17 protein-coding genes and 1 tRNA gene are annotated in these 18,010 nt (G+C 59.6%); 10 read left to right on the top strand and 8 right to left on the bottom strand.

Going from position 1 to position 18,010, the window contains the following annotated elements; genetic code table 11:
• Positions 1–304 precede the first annotated feature (304 nt).
• From NZ740_02750 to NZ740_02760, 3 genes are all read left to right on the top strand, one after another.
• The gene (locus NZ740_02750) at positions 305–712 is read left to right on the top strand and encodes a hypothetical protein (protein MCS6770929.1); all 408 of its coding nucleotides are present in this window, start codon (positions 305–307) and stop codon (positions 710–712) included.
• 124 nt (positions 713–836) lie between these two features.
• Positions 837–3,104 (top strand): carbamoyltransferase HypF, encoded by a 2,268-nt coding sequence (gene hypF / locus NZ740_02755; protein ID MCS6770930.1) that lies wholly within the window; start codon positions 837–839, stop codon positions 3,102–3,104.
• Between the two features lie 32 nt (positions 3,105–3,136).
• A complete protein-coding gene (locus NZ740_02760) occupies positions 3,137–3,436 on the top strand; it encodes a HypC/HybG/HupF family hydrogenase formation chaperone (GenBank protein MCS6770931.1) in 300 nt (99 codons plus the stop codon).
• Here NZ740_02760 and NZ740_02765 read toward each other — a convergent pair.
• Both NZ740_02765 and trxA read right to left on the bottom strand, forming a co-directional pair.
• On the bottom strand, positions 3,414–3,614 hold the full coding sequence (locus NZ740_02765) for a DUF2892 domain-containing protein (protein MCS6770932.1): 201 nt from the start codon (positions 3,612–3,614) through the stop codon (positions 3,414–3,416). The genes NZ740_02760 and NZ740_02765 overlap by 23 nt on opposite strands.
• 15 nt (positions 3,615–3,629) lie before the next feature.
• Entirely contained in the window at positions 3,630–3,974 is a 345-nt protein-coding gene (gene trxA, locus NZ740_02770) for a thioredoxin (protein ID MCS6770933.1), read from the bottom strand.
• Positions 3,975–4,163: 189 nt separating this feature from the next.
• Between trxA and NZ740_02775 the strand changes: the two genes are divergently transcribed.
• The 4 genes from NZ740_02775 to NZ740_02790 all read left to right on the top strand — a co-directional run bounded on the left by NZ740_02775 (position 4,164) and on the right by NZ740_02790 (position 6,584).
• Positions 4,164–4,240 (top strand) — tRNA-Arg (locus NZ740_02775).
• 4 nt (positions 4,241–4,244) lie between these two features.
• Positions 4,245–5,060 carry a hypothetical protein gene (locus NZ740_02780; GenBank protein ID MCS6770934.1) on the top strand — a complete coding sequence of 272 codons (816 nt, stop codon included), beginning with the start codon at positions 4,245–4,247 and terminating at the stop codon, positions 5,058–5,060.
• 45 nt (positions 5,061–5,105) lie between these two features.
• On the top strand, positions 5,106–5,759 hold the full coding sequence (locus NZ740_02785; GenBank protein MCS6770935.1) for an SGNH/GDSL hydrolase family protein: 654 nt from the start codon (positions 5,106–5,108) through the stop codon (positions 5,757–5,759).
• A 45-nt stretch (positions 5,760–5,804) separates the two neighbouring features.
• Positions 5,805–6,584: a tetratricopeptide repeat protein gene (locus tag NZ740_02790; protein ID MCS6770936.1), complete on the top strand. Its 780-nt coding sequence runs from the start codon at positions 5,805–5,807 to the stop codon at positions 6,582–6,584.
• On the opposite strand, the gene NZ740_02795 is transcribed toward NZ740_02790, so the two are convergent.
• Positions 6,526–7,251: a CpXC domain-containing protein gene (locus tag NZ740_02795; protein ID MCS6770937.1), complete on the bottom strand. Its 726-nt coding sequence runs from the start codon at positions 7,249–7,251 to the stop codon at positions 6,526–6,528. The genes NZ740_02790 and NZ740_02795 overlap by 59 nt on opposite strands.
• A 113-nt stretch (positions 7,252–7,364) precedes the next feature.
• Between NZ740_02795 and NZ740_02800 the strand changes: the two genes are divergently transcribed.
• On the top strand, positions 7,365–8,030 hold the full coding sequence (locus NZ740_02800; protein MCS6770938.1) for an NYN domain-containing protein: 666 nt from the start codon (positions 7,365–7,367) through the stop codon (positions 8,028–8,030).
• Here the strand turns inward: NZ740_02800 and NZ740_02805 are convergent.
• The 5 genes from NZ740_02805 to NZ740_02825 all read right to left on the bottom strand — a co-directional run bounded on the left by NZ740_02805 (position 8,027) and on the right by NZ740_02825 (position 15,654).
• Entirely contained in the window at positions 8,027–10,303 is a 2,277-nt protein-coding gene (locus tag NZ740_02805; GenBank protein ID MCS6770939.1) for a hypothetical protein, read from the bottom strand. The genes NZ740_02800 and NZ740_02805 overlap by 4 nt on opposite strands.
• Before the next feature lie 264 nt (positions 10,304–10,567).
• A complete protein-coding gene (locus NZ740_02810) occupies positions 10,568–13,639 on the bottom strand; it encodes a glycosyl hydrolase-related protein (protein MCS6770940.1) in 3,072 nt (1,023 codons plus the stop codon).
• Between the two features lie 39 nt (positions 13,640–13,678).
• Positions 13,679–14,257, bottom strand: a complete 579-nt coding sequence (locus NZ740_02815) for a hypothetical protein (protein ID MCS6770941.1) — start codon at positions 14,255–14,257, stop codon at positions 13,679–13,681.
• Between the two features lie 30 nt (positions 14,258–14,287).
• Positions 14,288–15,064, bottom strand: coding sequence for a type II secretion system GspH family protein (locus NZ740_02820; GenBank protein MCS6770942.1), 777 nt, complete (start codon positions 15,062–15,064; stop codon positions 14,288–14,290).
• Positions 15,061–15,654: a hypothetical protein gene (locus NZ740_02825; GenBank protein MCS6770943.1), complete on the bottom strand. Its 594-nt coding sequence runs from the start codon at positions 15,652–15,654 to the stop codon at positions 15,061–15,063. Before NZ740_02825 ends, NZ740_02820 begins: the two co-directional genes overlap by 4 nt.
• A 122-nt stretch (positions 15,655–15,776) precedes the next feature.
• Between NZ740_02825 and NZ740_02830 the strand changes: the two genes are divergently transcribed.
• Together NZ740_02830 and NZ740_02835 are read left to right on the top strand one after the other, a co-directional pair.
• On the top strand, positions 15,777–16,889 hold the full coding sequence (locus NZ740_02830; protein ID MCS6770944.1) for a LacI family transcriptional regulator: 1,113 nt from the start codon (positions 15,777–15,779) through the stop codon (positions 16,887–16,889).
• Positions 16,886–17,986 (top strand): LacI family transcriptional regulator, encoded by a 1,101-nt coding sequence (locus tag NZ740_02835; GenBank protein MCS6770945.1) that lies wholly within the window; start codon positions 16,886–16,888, stop codon positions 17,984–17,986. The genes NZ740_02830 and NZ740_02835 overlap by 4 nt, the downstream gene beginning before the upstream one ends.
• Positions 17,987–18,010 lie beyond the last annotated feature (24 nt).

Genomic DNA, 18,010 nt, shown 5'->3' on the forward strand with positions numbered 1-18,010 from the left:
ATTGGCTTTTTTATCGCTAGCCGATCGTAAGTGTTGTGTAAGGGCGGAGCCGGCACTATTCCGTCGTTACGGCTTGCACTAGCGTCACTTCGATCAAATTAAAGCGTTTCTATTCGAGCGGATTTCGTTATGCTTCTGTTATTTATTGTGTCGACGGCGGATTCGACGTGCGGAGCTCCATGCGCGACCTATCCGATTCAGCCGCCATGGGTCCGAACAATGCTTGCAAGTGCTTTCCAGCAGCGTAGGTTGAATTGCCGTGGAGCATCTATTTGACAGAATCGACCCGCTGATCGCCGGATGGATGGAAAGAAACGGAATCCGTATGCTCCGCGTCTCTCTTGGCATCGTCTTTCTCTGGTTTGGGGCGCTGAAAACAGCCGGAATGAGCCCCGCGCAGGAGCTTGTAGCGCGAACGGTGTACTGGGTTTCACCCGAGTTCTTCATTCCGGTGCTGGGCTGGTGGGAGGTGATCATCGGCGTTGGGTTGTTGATCCGGCCGCTGGCTCGAGTGGCAATCGCCCTCCTGTTCCTTCAAATGCCTGGTACGTTTTTGCCGTTGGTGCTACTACCGGATGTCTGTTTTACATCCATACCATTCGGCCTCACAATTGAAGGTCAATACATCGTCAAAAACCTGGTGCTCATCAGCGCCGCCATTGTGGTGGGCGGAACTGTTCGCGAGCGATCCGGAGTCAGCCGTAAACTCTAGACCCAGCCTTCTGACCGCACATGGCACGGTCCGCCTGAAGCGTCAAGCGGGCATAACTCTATGCCCCCGACTCACGAATGTTGCTTGATAACGCCCGGGGTTGCATGCTCTCCGCATGCAGGTTATGGAACTGCTCGTTACGGGAGCGGTGCAAGGCGTCGGGTTTCGACCTTTGGTCTTTCGCATAGCACATCGGCTCGGGCTGGGCGGCGCAGTGTGGAACGAACCCGGTGGCGTCCGAATTCGGCTGGTGGGACCGCCGATCCGCGTCGAGCTTTTCGCCCCGACTCTGCGCCGGGAATGTCAGCTACCCGCTCGAATCGACCAGATCCGCGTTCTATCCGTCTCGGAGGCAGACGCGCCAGAGCCGTTTCGAATCGCAGACAGTTCGATTGGCGGTACACGAGAGGCTCTGGTGATGCCGGACCTGGCGACCTGCCCGGCCTGTCTTCGTGAACTCTTTGACCCCCGGAACCGCCGATACCGGCACCCCTTCATCAACTGCACCCGCTGCGGACCGCGCTACAGCATCATCACCGGCATTCCGTACGACCGAGAGCGGACCACCATGCGCGATTTTCCCATGTGCTCGGAATGCCGGGCCGAATTCGAAAACCCGGAAGATCGCCGCTTTCACGCCCAACCGATCGCCTGTCCCCGATGCGGACCCGCCGTCGAGTTGTTGGATGCGCGCGGGACGCGCATAGGCGGGCGCGATTGGGCAGTGCGTGAAACCGTGCGGCGATTGCGCGCGGGGCAAATTGTGGCCGTGAAGGGGATCGGCGGCTTCCACCTGATGTGCGACGCGCGGTCGGAGGAAACCGTTCGCGAACTGCGCCGGCGCAAACGGCGCGACGAAAAACCGTTCGCCCTCATGGTCCCGGATCTCGCTTGGGCCCGCGAGCTGGCCGAGTTGTCGGATCTTGAAATCGATTTGCTGCTCTCGGCGGCCGCACCGATTGTCCTAGTGGCGCGACGTATGACGAATGGAGTCGCCGAATCGGTAGCGCCCCGCAATCCTCAACTCGGCCTCATGTTGCCCTACGCGCCGATTCACCACATGATCCTTAGGGAATTTTCTGCCCCCCTCGTCGCAACGAGTGGAAATCTTTCCGATGAACCCATTTGCATCGACGAGCGCGAGGCCGTCGAACGATTGGCGGGCATCGCCGATGCATTCCTCGTGCACAACCGGCCGATCGCCCGCCCGCAGGACGATTCCGTGGCCCGCGTGGTTGACCGGCGGGTCTGCATGATCCGGCGCGCCCGGGGCTATGCCCCGCTGGCGATTCCTCTGCCTTTCGAGACCCGCCCCGTTCTCGCCCTCGGGGCGCACCTCAAAAATACCATCGCGCTCGCGTTCCACGATCGTATTGTGTTGAGCCAGCATCATGGGGACCTCGACTCATGGGAAGCCCGGCGCGCCTTCGAGCAGGCCGTCGAGGACCTGCCCGCGCTCTACGGCGTCCGACCGGAGATTTGGGCCGTGGACGCTCATCCGGATTACGCGACATCCCTCTACGCTCGAGACCATGGACTGCAGGCGATTCCGATCCAGCACCATCATGCGCACATCGCCGCAGCCATGGCGGAACACGGGCTGGAAGGTACCGTATTGGGTGTAGCGTGGGACGGCACGGGCCTTGGGAGCGACGGCACCATCTGGGGCGGCGAATTTCTCCTTGTATCTCGATCTTCATTTCTGCGGATCGGTCGATTGAGCTGCTTCCGGCTGCCGGGGGGCGATTCCGCGATGCGCAAGCCCGTCCACTCAGCGTTTGGTGTTTTGAGCGCCGCATGCCCCGACAAACTGCCTGAGCTCGCGGCCCGCGTGCTCGAAATGGATGAGGAATCAATCCGGATTTGTGCCGCCCTCATTCGCAGCGGCGAAAACGCACCTCTAACCAGCAGCGCAGGCCGCTGGTTCGACGCAGCCTCGGCCTTGCTGGGGGCTTGTAGACGAGCGACTTATGAGGGCCAAGCCGCCCAGATGCTGGAATTTCTCTGCCGCGGGACCGAAGTGACAGCCCCCTATCCCTACGAGTTACGCACCGAAGAGTCGGTGGTTGTGTTCGACTTGGCTCCCGTCATCCGGGCGTTGTTGGATGAGATACGGACCGGCGCCGCACCTTCCATCTCCGCCTCGAGATTCCACAACACCATGGCGGACATCATCGCCACGATGGCCCAGGCCCATCCGAATCTCCCGGTTGTGTTGAGCGGAGGGTGTTTCCAGAACCGGGTTCTTCTCTCCCTTGCGATTCGGCGGCTTCGCGAACTCGGAAGGCAGGTTTACTTTCCGGAGCAGGTCCCGCCAAACGACGGCGGAATTTCGCTGGGACAGGCGGCTATCGTGGCTTGGAGATTGAATCTTGGGCCAAAAGCACCATGATAGGCGTATGAGCGATTCGAGGGCCTAATCCGATGTGTTTGGGAATCCCGGGTCAAATTGAGGCCATTACAGACGATGGCGAACTAACCCGCTCCGGCCGCGTTCGCTTCGGCGGGATCGTCAAGGAAGTCAACCTCGCCTACGTGCCCGAGGCAAAGGTTGGCGATTATGTGGTTGTCCATGTGGGATTCGCCATCAGCGTCATCGACGAACAAGAAGCCGGAAACGTGTTTGAGTACCTTCGGCAAATGGATGAACTCGGTGAGCTAAGCGAGTCCGCCGACGGTCAAGCCTCCGGCAGTGAACCCGTTAGCCGCGCCCGCCGGGTTTGAAACCCATTCTTTGGAAGATCTTCTCGGCTGGACAAAATCCGGTAAACGCCGACTGGATCAGGTTCACGCCCACAAAAGCGGTGAAGGCAAACCACCACGGGTGAACCCACAGGCCGAGCGCCAGGCTGACGAGGACGAATGTTCCGGCGAGAACGCGTATGGCATTTTCGAGCGTCATGCGGCTCCTCCTTCGTTATTTTGCGGGAACTCCATTACTGGATAGAACCGTTTCCAAGGCCCGGATCAGAACGGATGCCTGCTGAACACCAAGGAAAGCGCCGACGGGCTGGCCGTCTTTGAAGATCGCCAAGGTGGGGATGGAACGAATTCCGAACCGCGCAGCAGTCGCCGGAGCTTCATCGACATTCAATTTGGCCACAAGGGCCCGGTCCCCCATCGCGGCTGCAACCTGATCGAGAATGGGACTTTGAATGCGGCAGGGCCCGCACCATGGCGCCCAGAAATCGACCAGCACTACACCCTTCGCAATCACCGCGTCGAAATTGGTGTCGTCCACATGTTGTACCCCTATGTTCATGGTTTTCATGGTCAATTCTCCTTTTCATCACGTTAGATGCCCTCTGCGTGGATGGAGTTCCCGAAAAAGGAAGGGCGGGCCTGCGGGCGGGCCGGCCCCACGGATTGAATCGCTCTCGATGCGAGTTGCGATTCCCCCGTGTCTCGTGTACCAGATGGGTTGTCGCCTAATTCAAGGGAACGCGTCCTCGCCCCGGTAGCTCAGCTGGACAGAGCAGCGGTTTCCTAAACCGCAGGTCGCGCGTTCGAATCGCGCCCGGGGCGCCACGCCATGGCATTATTTGAGCGTTATATCGCCATTGATTATTCCGGGGCCAAGACTGCCGATGACCCGTTGCCCGGACTACGCGCGTATCTCGCCACTCGAACCGCGCCGCCCCGCCCCGTAAGGCCGCCGATCCGTGGACGTCATTGGACCCGGCGGCACTTGGCTGAGTGGCTTGCGCAGGTCCTCGAAACCGGCGGACCCACCCTTGTGGGAATCGACCACGGATTCTCGTTTCCGCTGTCCTACTTCATTGAGCACCATCTTCCGCTAGATTGGGACCTGTTTCTTTTGGATTTCGAGCGCCACTGGCCTGCCCGACAGCCAGGCATTAGGATCGACGACCTGCGCCGCGGCATCGTGGGACACGCAGCTCGGCGGCAGGGGAATTCACGGTGGCTCAGGCTCTGCGACATCGCTGCCGGTGCTGCCAAATCTGTCTTTCTCTTCGACGTCAACGGCTCCGTCGCCAAGTCGACCCACGCCGGTCTGCCATGGCTGCTCTACCTCCGAGGACGATTGGGATCCCGCGCGCACTTCTGGCCCTTCGACGGATGGACGCCCCGGTACGGCGCATCAATCATTTGCGAAATCTACCCCTCTCTCTGGCGCCATGCCTACCCCCGAAGAAATCGCACCCCGGATCAGCACGACGCCTATGCCGCCTGCCGTAGGCTACGCGAAGCGGATCTGTCAAGGGAACTCCCCTTGTGGCTTTCGCCGCCGCGCGATCCGGACACCGAGCGCCTGGCCCGAATCGAAGGGTGGATTTTGGGTGTCGCGCCCGCACCAAGCCCGAAAGTGCCCGCCCGAAGCGCTTGAATTTTCTTCGAAATTCCGTGTATCCCATTTGGGCCGGGAATTTTGATGAACATGATGAAGCAGTTGCGTATTGCGGTCCTGCTGGGATTCGCCTCCTTCCTGGTTGCTGGATGTTTGGACGGGGGAGGCGACTCCAAATATGATGACCACGATTTCGGGGATAACGATCGTAATAAAGTCGTTGCCTTGGGCGATTCCATCACGCAGGGCTATACCTGCGAAGACGAGACAAAATCCTACCCGGATCGAATTGCCGAAATGACCGGGCTCACCGTAATCAACGCCGGGGTCAGCGCGGAGAGGTCCGGAGCAGCGGCCGCGCGGGCGGGCCGCGTCCTGGACCGGCACAAACCCGGCTTTCTGCTGATCCTCACCGGGCACAATGATGCCATCTTCGACGTCAGTGCGGATGCGGTCATCAACAATATTCGATCCATCATCAACGCCGCCCTCGCCCGCAAGACCGTGCCGATTGTGGCCACGCTGGTGCCGATCGGGGCACCTCGGCGGTTCGCCACAGGCCCGGCCCGCGAGTACAGCGCGCGCATACGGGAGCTCGCCAAGGAAATGAACGTCGAACTGGTTGACCTCGAAATGGAATTTGGCGACCGGGCGAGAGAGCTGCAATGCGACGGGCTTCATCCCAACGATGCGGGCTCTGCCGTGATCGCGGCTGCCTTCGCAGACAAGCTGCCATAAGCCTTGCCAACGTCCTTTTTCTCCCACTACAGTCCGCCCAATCGTATGCAACCGGAATCCAACACATCGGAATCACCGACTTCGCCCGCATCCACTGCCCCATCGCTCAAAGACAGGCTGCTCGAGATTCGGGAGGTTCCCGAGGCGATTGATTTCCTGCGCGAAAACGGCGTGGCCATTCTGATCGGCGCAGGTGCCGCGGCCGCTCTCTTCCTCGGCTGGTCGCTTTATCGGAATTTTCAGGCGCAAAAACATGCGGAGGCGGCGCAACTGCTGTTCTCGGCGCAGAGTGTCGAGCAGATTCAAGAGGTAGCCACACGGTATTCCAGCGCGCCCGTGGCCCCCCTTGCCAAATTGGTGCTGGCCGGCCAGGCCTATGATCAGGGCGACTATGAATACGCCCATACGCTGTTTACGCAGTTCGTGCAAGAACACCCGAACCACGACATGCGCGACCAGGCCGCCTTCGCCGCGATCACATGCCTCGAGGCTGCTGGGCGGTTCGAGGAAGCCCGCGAGGCATACGCGGCGTTTTCCGCGGAACGACCCGGGCACTATCTGTCCCCTGCAGCGGAATTCGCCCGAGCGCGGTGCCTTGAGCAAATGGGAAGGCTGGAAGAGGCTCGCGACGAGTACAGGCGCTTCATCGAGTCGGCTCCGGACGACCGCTGGCGTGCGCGCGCCGAATCGGCCATCGCTTTTGTTGAAAAGGAGATCCGCGCGCGTGGGGGCGCCCGCAACCCCGGTCTTTCTCCGGTGACGCCGATTACGGTTCCGACGGGGAATCTTTCGGACCGGGCTCCCGCGACGCCTGTTGCTCCTTGAGAAGCAGCGCGCGCGCGCTGATATGCGGGCCGGGGAAAAGTTCCAAGAGGTCCGCCGATTTTTCCTCGCCGCTGAAGGTTTCCTCCAGCGCGCGATATGCCTCCCGCGAATATTGCAGGACCGCCTCGAATCGGCGCGATTGGGCGTCCTGAACCACGAAACAGAGGTGCTCGGGCGTTGAATCCGTCGCGTTAAAAAGAAGAATCTTGCGGGTCGGGTCGAGCCGGGCGGCATTTCGCGAGTACATCGTGAATTTGATGTATTCGATGAGCCGTTCGTCCAATCCCGCCTCAACAAGAAAGATGCGCTCGATTAGCTCTACACGATTGAACACAAGATGGACGTGAGGCGCGCGGACATCATCCGGCAACAAACCGGATAAATCTTTCAGCAGCGCGATAAACTGCTCCTCGCCTCGGGCATAGTCCGACTCCGAGACCGGCACCCAGAAGATCAGCAACCGGCGATCGGGATCGCTGTAGACGAGATTTTTGTCGATCCGAAAGGAAAATTCGCATTCCACGCAGGTGACAGCGTTCAATTTGTTTTCCATCAGCATGGTCCGCAGGTAGGGATCCGTCTTCACATTGACCGCGTCATACAGGGAGACGGTTTGAGCCCTCCCGCACTTGGGGCAACTGATGGTATAGGAGCTCTGCTGCGTCATTCATCATGACGCTACCGAAAGCTCATTCGGCGCGTCAATCGCAGCTTGCTGATCGAGCCGCTCGCGAGTATACAAGTGAATCTTTGTCTGTAGGGAATACTAGAGGAAACAGAATGGGATTCATCGCTACCATCAAGTCGGTCTTTGGAGGAACAGAGGGTTCGAGCCAGGGCTATCGGGTCTGCATTGTGGACGCCGAGAAATTTGCAGATCCCCGCGATGGCCGCGTCGGCCCCCCAGAACGATTTCGCGCCATTCAGCAGCTCGCCCGTTTCAGGGAGCGGGAACAACTGGAGATCATCGCCATTGTTGGCGGCCGGCCCCTCCGCGAAGTGGCCGACGGTGAAACGTATAACGGCGTGCGCGTTTATTACGTGGAGGAGAACAAAACCATCGCAGACCAGATCGAAAAGGCCCTCGCATCCGCCGGCGCAAGAAAATCGCTAGTGATAACGAATGACCGCCAGCTCGAAGCGCGCATGCGCGAGCGCGGAGTGGCCACAATGCGGATCACCACCTTCAAGCGGGGCGTCGAAAGCAGCGAAGCCTCCGCCGCGGAGGAAGGATCACCCAAAATGGACCGCGATCGGGAGCGCCGACCGCGCCGAAGCATCCGGGCGGAGCGCCCGCCGGAAGAACAGGCCGCGGCGCCCACAGCCCCCGCTGCGCCCGAGGATCGAAAAGCAGAGCCGGCTTCCAATCCCACCGAATCCACGGCAAAGGCACCGCCTGCGAAACCTCAGGACACCATCGACGGGCTAATCGATCGAGTCTCCTAGCGACCCGACGTCTGTTCATCCGAGCGGCGCCCTCCGCGCGACTGCGCACTGCGCCGCGTGGAACTGATCCGAAGGGGCTTCAGGCGCAGACAATAGGTATGGCCCTTTTTGGTTTGCGCGGACCACACGGGTCCGTTGCCGGATGCGCCGTCAACCGACCACGATTCCCCCCATCCATGACAAAGGGTAATAGGTCCGCCCGCAAGACTGCGGACGCGAATCTCGATCACACGACCCCCGCGAACGGTCGCCCCGATCAGGAAGGCGCCTTCCACGCGAATGCCGTCGAACTCGAAATCGGTCCAATCTCGCGGACGCGCCGGCAAGACATGCACCGAGCCTTTTCGCGTGTGAACCAGCATGTCCATGATCGCCGACAATGCCCCCATGGCCGCATCCATCTGCATCTGGTCATACGTTCGGGGCGCGCTTCTCTCCGGCGGTTCCATGAACGGGCCATGGATCCAAGAGCTTACGCCGATGGCATGAGCGTTATGAAGGGTTTGCCCGCCCTCATTCGTGAAGAGCAGGCGAAGCGTCCGCAACATCTGCCAGGCGGCGTCGCCTTCTCCGAGCCGCGCGAAAATTTGCGCCGCCCACGGAAACGACCACCCGACCCATTGCCCCTGTCCCATCTCGACCCATCGCAGGATGCCGTGGCGAACGGCTACCCGATGGGCTTCATCCCGCGGATCCAGCGTCTCGAAAGGATAAAGACCGGCCAGGTGCGAATGATGCCGGTGGCTTTCCGTGAGGTCCTGCCCCTGCCACAAAACAATACGAGGCTGTAATTCTGGAACGCCCCACTCCTTCGCCAGCGGCATAGCCGAGTACGGAGGCAACTCTTCGCGCACACGACGCCATCGCGGGTCCTCCGGCTCCCCCAATACGGCGGCCGCTTGGGGAAGGGTTTGAGCGAGCATGTGAAAGGCTGAAAGCTGAAACGACGCGTCGCGCCCCCAGCCTCGGAATTCGGGCGACACGCTCACAGGCAACGAAAGCTGCCCCTCGGATTCACTGCCCGATTCGGCCATTGCCCAAAATCCTTCAAATGCGCCTATGAGAAGAGGCCAGGCAATTTCCCTCAAAATGCGGCGGTCCATTGAATACCGGTATTGAAGCCAGGCCATTCGCGCCATCCAAGCCACGCACGCCTGGTCGATCATGCCCTGCCAATATCGGCCCACCACTTGGCAGCGGTCGTCCACCGCATGGGGAAGCATGAGCGCGCCCGGCGCACGGAAAAAACGGGCGGCATTGTCGCGAAGGCGCGGCATCCACCCGTTGATCATCCGCCAGAGCGGCTCGAAATGCGTAAGCCGATTTGCGCCGAGACAGGGGCCATAGATCATTTGCAAATTGATGTTGAAGTGGTAGTCGTTCGACCAAGGCGCGAAATCATCCTCGGCCATCCACGCGCCCTGCAGCGTGGCGGGCGGGGCGGAGGGATTCGTCATCCCGGCCATTTTGTGAAGGCCGTAGTCCCACAGTTCTTGGAGATCCGGATCGGGCAAACGCAAGACAGGAACATCGGCGCGAAACGAGCGCCACCAGCGCCGCGTCACACCTCGTGCTCTATGCAGAGATTTTCTGGTGCGCTGATCCGCAGAACGCCGGGGCGCATCGCCCAGTGCCGTAGCGATCGTGGCCGAAGTCCGCGTCCAGCGAACCGCCAGCGAGAGTGCGGGATCCGCCGGCAGGCTCTGCACAAATCCCGCGTGGCCGGGCGCCTCCCAGCGCTCCGGGGGCGCCACACCGTCCTTCGACATCCGAGAACCGATGTAGTCCCACGCCGGAACAACGCGGATGGTTTCGACACAGGCACCCTGCACCGTGAGAAACGCCACCTCGTCCTCGGCATCAACGAACAAGCGAGCCGAACCGCCATTTGAAAGAGCCACGGTCAGCTCGCCGGCATCATTGATCGACCCTCGTATCGGACGCGCACCGCCCTCGAAATAGATCTCCACTCGGCCGCCCGGCAGCACGCAGGGACGCCGATAAGCCGCCGTCGAAGGAGCCGTTCGGGCCAGCTTCTGTTTGACCGCCGCCTCTCCTTCTTTCTCCAGAATCTCTCGAAGCGTTGCGTAATCGAAATCGGCAGCGAACGGAACCCCGTCGCGATGATCCCAGAATGCGGCGCGCCCAACGGAGATATTCAGGTGGCCCTCCCCCCATACCATCAGCCCGATCGTCCCGTTCCCCAGCATCAGACCCGTGTAGGGGCGCTTTAGCGGAAAAGGCCGCTCGAAGATCATTTTCCCGGAGGACATGGGGAAAACCAAAAAACAGATCGTTATTCTATGCTGCCGCCCACACTCGATGGCAAGTCAGACTCCCGCTGACCAAGAGCGGCGAACGATTCTTACTTCCAAAGACGCGCTCCGTCGCCAGGCTTCGAACTTTAGAAAAGTCACGACCGACCATTGGGCGGACAATATTTCTCATGAGGCGCTCGAAGAGTGAACCAATATCGGACAATCCGACGCGACCTCCTTCGTAGTCGGGATGAACGGCAAACCGTTTTATGGCGAAGATCATTTATTCAGCCGGATCGATAGGATCTCGAACGGCCTGAAATCTAGCACGATCCCGCCGGCTGCCGGATCAACATGCACACGGTCGGCCAGCCGTTCTTCCAACAGATTGACCCGATCGGCAGAACGAAATGAAATCGAACTTCGGACAACTGCGCTCCCTCTCGTGCCGTGGCACTCGTAGAGCCTCAGGATCAGGGCATCCGAATCCTCGGCCTTCTTGACCGTGTCGAGGATGAGATGAGGGGAATCTACCGTGAACCAGCTTCGGGATCCGCTTGCGGCGCCGGGCGCCACCAAAAGAGGCGTATTGAATTCGTGTGCACGCCGGACTACGCCGGCTTCAGCGATTGAGCCGGTGTGGGGAAAAAGGGCAAAGTTGAATTCGTGCAGGCCCTGGTCGGCCTCTGGATCCGGGTGGGTGGGTCCTCGTAGAAGGGATAGGCGCATCACCGAGCCGTGGACTGCGTGCCCGTATTTGCAATCGTTGATCAGAGCAACGCCATAGCCCGGCTCCGAGAGATCGCACCAAAAATGCGCGGGCACTTCGAAGCGGGCCATCTCGAAAGGGGTGTTGGCATGTGTTGCGCGTTTTACGTGGCCGAACTGAATTTCATACGCCGCTTCGTCCGCGCGCACAGCGACCGGAAACTCCACTTTGAGAAAACGGTGTCGCTCTCGCCAGTCCGCGCGACAGGAAAACACCAGCAGCGGGGAGTCGGCATCGAGACTCACCGTGACATCAAGACGGCTTTTCTCAAAGGCAAATCCAAATTCGATCGCAGCCCGCAACCCATCGGCGAGCTTGATCTTTGCCGACTGAGCCAGGACATCCACCGACTTTTCCAAATGAGAAGGGTCGATCTCCCAAGCATCCCAGTTATGGGGATGGTCTTCGAAAATACGGAATCGATTTCCGCCCGAGTAACCCTCGATCGCGTTCCGATTTGCGGCGCGGTCGACGAGTCGGAGCAAGCGGCCTTCGCGATCGAATTCCGCCGAGAGCAGTCCGTTTTCAAGGATGAGCCGGCCGGATGAGTGTTCTCGAGCGCGCGCCGGACCCGTTTCCGGCTCGAGTGGGGAGATGGGCGCGAATCCGCAGGGGGGTGCGGCGACCAGCACCAACTGCCCTCCCTCGAGCTCTACAACCCCGCGCCGTTCCCAGGCAAGCGTGTTGACAATTGTCGCCCCACCGGCTTGCCGATCCGTTACCGCATCCTCGACGGCGGCGCGGCGCAGGTTGGACAGCGTAGCGATCGCACTCTCATATTCTTGCAATGCCCGCGTGTATACTTCCCGGATTGAACTGCCGGGGAGAATGTCGTGAAACTGGTTGGTAAGAACAGTTGCCCAAATCTCTTCCAGTTGTCGGGTCGGATACTCCGCCCCGTTCGCGGACGCAACCGCGCTGAGCAGTTCGACGTCGCGTAGGAGCCGCTCGCAGACCCGGTTCGCCCGCTTCACCGCAGCCTGCGTCGTATAGGTTCCCCGGTGATATTCCAGATACAGTTCACCGACATGAACCGGCCCATCTCCGATCGCATCTCTGAGGCGGCCAAAAAACGCTTCGGGACGATCCATTCGAACGCGAGGAAAACCCTGAACATCGGCGAGCCGCTCCAGCACCTCGACCATGTGTTCCGTAGGACCGCCGCCGCCGTCGCCCCATCCAAATAACAGGAGCCCCTCGTCAATCCGCCCATGGTCCATTCCTTCCCGCTCGTGGGCGAAGATGTGGCGGACCAGGTCGTCGCCCGTCATCGCGTTGTAGGTGTTGGCCGGCGGAAAATGAGCGAGCACGCGGCTGCCGTCGAGACCCTCCCACCAGAAGGACTGGCGGATGGGCTTGTTGAACTGGCTCCATGAGAGCTTCTGCGTCAGAAAATACTCAATTCCCGCCCCGCGCAGGATCTGCGGCAGCGAGGCGGGAAAGCCGAATGCATCCGGCGCCCAGCACTCACGGCAACGGATGCCGAACTCGCGCTCAAAAAATCGCTGACCGACCAGAAATTGACGCACGAGCGACTCGCCGGAAGGTAGATTGAAATCCGGCTCGACCCACGAACCGCCGACTGGGATCCACTGCCCTCGCGAAGCGGCGCGCCGGATCTCGGCGTAAAGATTCGGATAGTGCTCACGAATCCACGCGTAATGGAGCGCCTGGGAACAGGCGAATCGGAACGAGGGATGTCGATCGGCGAGGCGAAGCGCATTCGAGAAACTGCGAGCGCATTTCCGGATCGATTCGTCGATCGGCCATAACCAGGCGGTGTCGATGTGTGCATGGCCGACAGCGGCGATGCGGTGCGCAAACGTGCCGTTGCGATGGGAAAAAATTTCCGCCAGTAAAGCGCGGCCTTCTTTCCATGTTCTCCGGTCGTCCACGTCGCAGACGTTGCAGAACCGGTTGAGCTGTTCGATGACACGGGCCGGCCAGGGCGGCAATCGTTTGAGGGCGGGCGGGACATGGGCCTGCGCTTCCCAGTCCGGAATGTCCTGAAGCCATTTGATGAGAAGAATCAGATCATGGGCAAGCGCCCACGCCGCATCGTCCCGTAGCGCAAGACGGGCTTCGTAAATCCTATATCGCGTAGAATTTGGCGAGCCGATGCCGCCGCTGGGCGCGCCCCAGAGTCCGTTGCACGCAATCTCGATTTCAGCGTCCAATTGGCCAGATTGGACGATCTTCTCTGGCAAAACGGCTTCAGCGCGCCCGCCATCGCGAAACATCGGATTCGACTCCCAGTTAAGTCCCTGATAGGGCGCACCCTCGAGCCACAGTAGCGCTTCGGAACCGCTGCAAAATCGCAGCACGACAGTCCGGTCACGCCATTCCGCCGGGATCGATCCGCGGAGCTTGAGCCAGTAGGTGCTCCACGGGGGACCCAGCTCCTCGCCCAGATTCGCAGGGCGGAATGGCTCGCGCAACGCCGCCTCTCGCGTGACCCGCCCCATCGGCCCCGCGATTTCGAGATCGAGCGGCCTCGTGTCAGCAAGGAGCCTGCCGCAAAGACGGTTGAAAAACTCCAAGGACCTCGCGACGACGAGCTCGTAATTCCGGTATCGCGTCATCGCGCGAAACGGCCCTGGCCGCAATGCGCGAAGCCTTGATTATTCCTGTGGCTTGACGGGCTTGACGACGATGTCGTCGATGCTCAACGTCCCAATAGCCCCCCATAAGCCCGGTTTGATGGCCAGTCGTTTGGCACCAGGGGGAACGGTAAGCTCAACCTCGAACAATTTCCATTCCGGCTGTGATTCGCGAATGTTCGGCTGCGGCGGATAAGGCTTCACCACATTCCCGTGTTCATCTTCGAATTGCATCGTCAATCGCGCGCCATACCACGCTTCCTCACCCAGTCCTTTGACTTCCCCTTTCATGAGGCACGAGACATGCAACTTCGTCCACGTGGGATCCAGGGGGAGGTAGGCCTCAATCCAGACCCCTTTCTTGCTCTCCGCAACCGTTGGAGAATTGTCTGTGAAACGCACATAACGGTTGCCGTCTTCACTGACGATTTCAAAATTCGCGCCCCAGCTCCGAAGCCATTCAACATTCGGCTGGCGATCCCAACCGACCAGCTTCCCGTCCTCCCCCACGTTTTCGAAATTGCCGGCGGGAAATACATTTGCGTGCACGTAGGTGAGAGCCAATAACAGGAAGATAGTAGCCATCAGTGTGTTTTTCATTTCACAGACCTCCGATGCGGTTTCAACCACTTATGGCGGCACATTTCCCGGGTTGTACAAATGCATATGCGCTTTCCGATAATCGATCGCACGGGCCGATAAATCAACCATCAGATAGCTCGCTCTCTCACCATGGCGAATCGGCGAGCCTTGCGCCCACGTCGCGAATCCAAAGGCGCCGTTGTTGAAATTGTTGGCTCCGGCAACCTGCCAATCCCGGGCATCGGCGACGAGCACCCGTTGATCGGGAAGCGTAACCTGGTCAATTGTTGGCACCTCATTCCAATACATCGTGGATGTTGGATCTGGGTGCATGAGACGAACATTCATTCCATAGCCGGGACTGGACACGGATGCCGGTCCGACCGCCGGAATATTCCAGCTCGAGTCCCGACCCTTCCATTCCGGACAGCCCCAGAGGGGATTGCCACGCTCGAATGCAGGCCACCAATTCGCGGGCGCGCGCGAACCCGGCGGCCATCCGCGGGGCGCATTCGGGGTAATGAGAGAAGGAGGATCCAACTTCAAGCGCAGATACGGTGCAACAAACTGGCACCAGTGGTGAGACCCGTTATTCGCGGTTTTCACGGGTGGCAGGAACCCTTGACGCTCTGAAACGTAGAGACCCATCGCGACCCCGATTTGGCGCAAATTAGCCAGACAAGCTGTCTGGCGCGACCGTTGCATGGCTCCGGAAATGGAGGGAAACAGTAGACTGGCCAAAACGGCGATGATCGCAATGACCACCAAAAGCTCAATAAGCGTAAAACCCGAAGCCAAGAGTTCTGATTTCCGTTTTGTCTTCATCGCTTCACATCAAATATTTCATCGAACGTCTTGAGAAGGTCTCTGGATTTTTTGCCGACCTCAGGCCCGATGTAACCGCGCGGTTCGATCACCGCATCTGCGGCCTTTTTCTCCAACAGCCGGGCTGCATAATCAGCAGAGGGGCTTTCCTCCATAATCACGACGATTCGCGCTGCTTTCCCCTTCCTCACGTGAGCGGCTGACGTATCCGGCGGGGTTGAACACATCCAAACAATCGCCGACGCGTTCCCCTGTTCGTTCAAAATTTTAGAATAAATTTCGCCCGGAACGGTTGTCGTTCCGGATTCCTCATAACCAAGACGAACGGCTTCGACTCCCGAAAAACCAACAGACCTCGCGTGCCGCTCCATTGCCTCCAGAAATTCATTATTACGCGGCGCCATGCCGGGGCGGTCGGCAACCACCGCAACAAGTCGCCCCGCGGCGCCTGCCGCTTGCGAGACCGCCTCACGAGCGGCGCCGGCGGCAAGGATACTCAAATAGGTGGGATTTATAGCGTCCTTTTCGGTGGGTCCGCGGCTGCAACCAACCGTTAGCCCCAGCGAAGCTGCAAAGATCCATCTAAACACTCGCCCGCTCATACATCGGTTGGAAAATGTATCCTTGAGATAAAACATACACGAAATTCATCAATTGCTACAGGTATCATTTTCGCGTTGACGGTCGAACGCCGGTTTATCAGGATTACAGTGTGAAAGCGCCGTTGACTCAGCGCGATCTCGCCCGTCAAGCTGGAGTCTCTCAGGCCACCGTCTGTCTTGCGCTTCGAGGCGACCCGCGGATTTCAAAGCCGGTCCGCGACAAAATCCAATCAATTGCCGCAGCCGCAGGATATCGGCAGAACCCTCTCCTCTCGGCCTACCAGGCGGTCGTGCGCTCCCGCAAACCATTGACTTATCGCGCCACGATCGGCTGGCTTGTCGACCATCCGGAACGAGATTTGTGGCGAAACCAATCCTGGCTTTCTCCCTATTTTTCAGCGGCCGAAAATCGCGCCAAGGATCTCGGTTATGCCCTGGATGAAATATGGTTTCCGGGAATCGCCAAAGGGCCCACCAGAGAAAACATTGAAACGCTTCTGAAAATCCTGCGCACGCGATCCATCCATGCGCTGATCCTCCCGTTTTTACACAATTATCGGTTTGCGCTGCATAAGTGGGCCGAGATTTCCATCGTCGTCATTGGCCGGCCAATGGGCTTCATCCAGAACCGGTCCGAGCGCTACACGACGAATTTGAACGAATACCACGAAGTCAACGCCGACGCGTATTACAATCTGAACCTCGCGCTGGAAAACTTGTACCGGCGAAACTACCGGCGCATCGGGTTGTTAATGTCGGATTGGCTCATCGCCAGCACCGACCACATTTACGAAGCGGCGTATCTGGGATTCCTCGACCGGCACCCGGACCTTCCACGTCTGAGCCGTTGCCCCGGCCACGAGCCCGGAAGCGCCGTGCTATCGCCAACCATGATCCGAGATTGGATTCAGCGGGAACAGCCGGATGCGATTGTTTGCAGCCACGGCAAAACTCGCGACGTCCTTGCCTCCATTGGCGTGCGCGTGCCGGAAGACGTCGGACTGTGCCATCTACATCTGTCGGCAGACGTCGCAGGCTGGAGCGGGATTGACCACAACCCTCAAGCAATCGCCTCGGCTGCGGTCGATCTCCTGACCGCCAATATTCAACGAAATGAATTCGGGATGCCGGAATCTCCGAAAGAGGTTTTGATCAAGGGCCGCTGGGTGAGCGGCGCGACAACTCGCGACGAACTCAAACTCGAGGAGGGGACGAGGGCATGAAGTTGCAGGTCGTCACGCTCGACCAGATTGCCGCCGCCGCGGGAGTTCATAAGATGACCGTCTCACGGGCCTTGCGAAACCATCCGGCTGTCGCGCCCACGACCCGCGAGAAAATCCAACGAATCGCCCAACAGCTCGGCTACCGCCCCAACCCGTTGCTCACGGTATTTCAGGCCCATGTTCGTTCGCGAAAAGCGCCCGCCTACGTCGCCACCCTCGGATGGCTGGTCGCCTCGGTTCCGCGAGATTATTGGGAGCGGCCGTGGACCAAAGGGCTCCTCGAAGGCGCCCGCGCCCGCGCATCGGCGCTCGGCTACAAAATCGATCTGATTTATCTGGGGGATCTGAAGCGGCTGTCAGTGGAGGAGCAACTGGACCGATATCGTTCTGTGATGCATTCGCGCGGCATTCACGGATTGATCATTCCACTCGCTGAAAATCCGCGCTTCGCAACCCGCGTTTGGGAGAATACAGCGGTGGTGGCGATCGGCCAGCATCATATCGAGATGAGCTCTCAGACCCGTCAGGGATATGGAATCGACTCCCTCTACCATACCGTGTCGGTGGATTTTTTCGCTAACATGCGGTGCGCATGTGAAGGTTTGCGGAAGCTCGGTTATCGGCGGATCGGTCTGTTGCTCAATCCGTGGCTGGACAATATTACCGATCACCAGTATCGGGCATCCTTCGCCTTCCAACAGTCTCTGTGGCACGCGCGCGAGCAGATTCCCATCCTGATAGACGCCAACACCTCGGAGCTACCATCGGATGAATTCCGCGCCTGGTTCAGAAAATACCGTCCCGAGGCGATCATCGCGTCCACGCACCGCATTGCAGACTGGCTCCGAATCCTTTCGATGCGTGTTCCAGAAGACATTGCAATTGCCCATATGTGGATTGCGCCGGACGTCGAGGGTTGGAGCGGCATCAACCCCCGCATCCAGGAAATCGGCGCTACGGCTGTTGATGTCCTCATCCACCAGCTCCAGCACAACGAGCTCCATCCCCCCGCCGTGCCCCGACAAACCGAAATCGCGGGCATCTGGGTCGAGGGCAAAACAACGCGCGCTACTCACGCGCCGCAATCGACAAGTTGATCCGCCCCTCTCCTCGGCAAGCGC

This window comes from Kiritimatiellia bacterium, from assembly GCA_025054615.1.
Lineage (GTDB): Bacteria > Verrucomicrobiota > Kiritimatiellia > CAIVKH01 > CAIVKH01 > JANWZO01.

Bases quoted from the DNA above. Each gene is read 5' to 3' on its own strand.
- NZ740_02750 (MCS6770929.1), top strand. From the start codon at position 305: ATGGAAAGAAACGGAATCCGTATGCTCCGCGTCTCTCTTGGCATCGTC.
- hypF (MCS6770930.1), top strand. From the start codon at position 837: ATGGAACTGCTCGTTACGGGAGCGGTGCAAGGCGTCGGGTTTCGACCT.
- NZ740_02760 (MCS6770931.1), top strand. From the start codon at position 3,137: ATGTGTTTGGGAATCCCGGGTCAAATTGAGGCCATTACAGACGATGGC.
- NZ740_02765 (MCS6770932.1), bottom strand. From the start codon at position 3,614: ATGACGCTCGAAAATGCCATACGCGTTCTCGCCGGAACATTCGTCCTC.
- trxA (MCS6770933.1), bottom strand. From the start codon at position 3,974: ATGAACATAGGGGTACAACATGTGGACGACACCAATTTCGACGCGGTG.
- NZ740_02780 (MCS6770934.1), top strand. From the start codon at position 4,245: ATGGCATTATTTGAGCGTTATATCGCCATTGATTATTCCGGGGCCAAG.
- NZ740_02785 (MCS6770935.1), top strand. From the start codon at position 5,106: ATGAACATGATGAAGCAGTTGCGTATTGCGGTCCTGCTGGGATTCGCC.
- NZ740_02790 (MCS6770936.1), top strand. From the start codon at position 5,805: ATGCAACCGGAATCCAACACATCGGAATCACCGACTTCGCCCGCATCC.
- NZ740_02795 (MCS6770937.1), bottom strand. From the start codon at position 7,251: ATGACGCAGCAGAGCTCCTATACCATCAGTTGCCCCAAGTGCGGGAGG.
- NZ740_02800 (MCS6770938.1), top strand. From the start codon at position 7,365: ATGGGATTCATCGCTACCATCAAGTCGGTCTTTGGAGGAACAGAGGGT.
- NZ740_02805 (MCS6770939.1), bottom strand. From the start codon at position 10,303: ATGTCCTCCGGGAAAATGATCTTCGAGCGGCCTTTTCCGCTAAAGCGC.
- NZ740_02810 (MCS6770940.1), bottom strand. From the start codon at position 13,639: ATGACGCGATACCGGAATTACGAGCTCGTCGTCGCGAGGTCCTTGGAG.
- NZ740_02815 (MCS6770941.1), bottom strand. From the start codon at position 14,257: ATGAAAAACACACTGATGGCTACTATCTTCCTGTTATTGGCTCTCACC.
- NZ740_02820 (MCS6770942.1), bottom strand. From the start codon at position 15,064: ATGAAGACAAAACGGAAATCAGAACTCTTGGCTTCGGGTTTTACGCTT.
- NZ740_02835 (MCS6770945.1), top strand. From the start codon at position 16,886: ATGAAGTTGCAGGTCGTCACGCTCGACCAGATTGCCGCCGCCGCGGGA.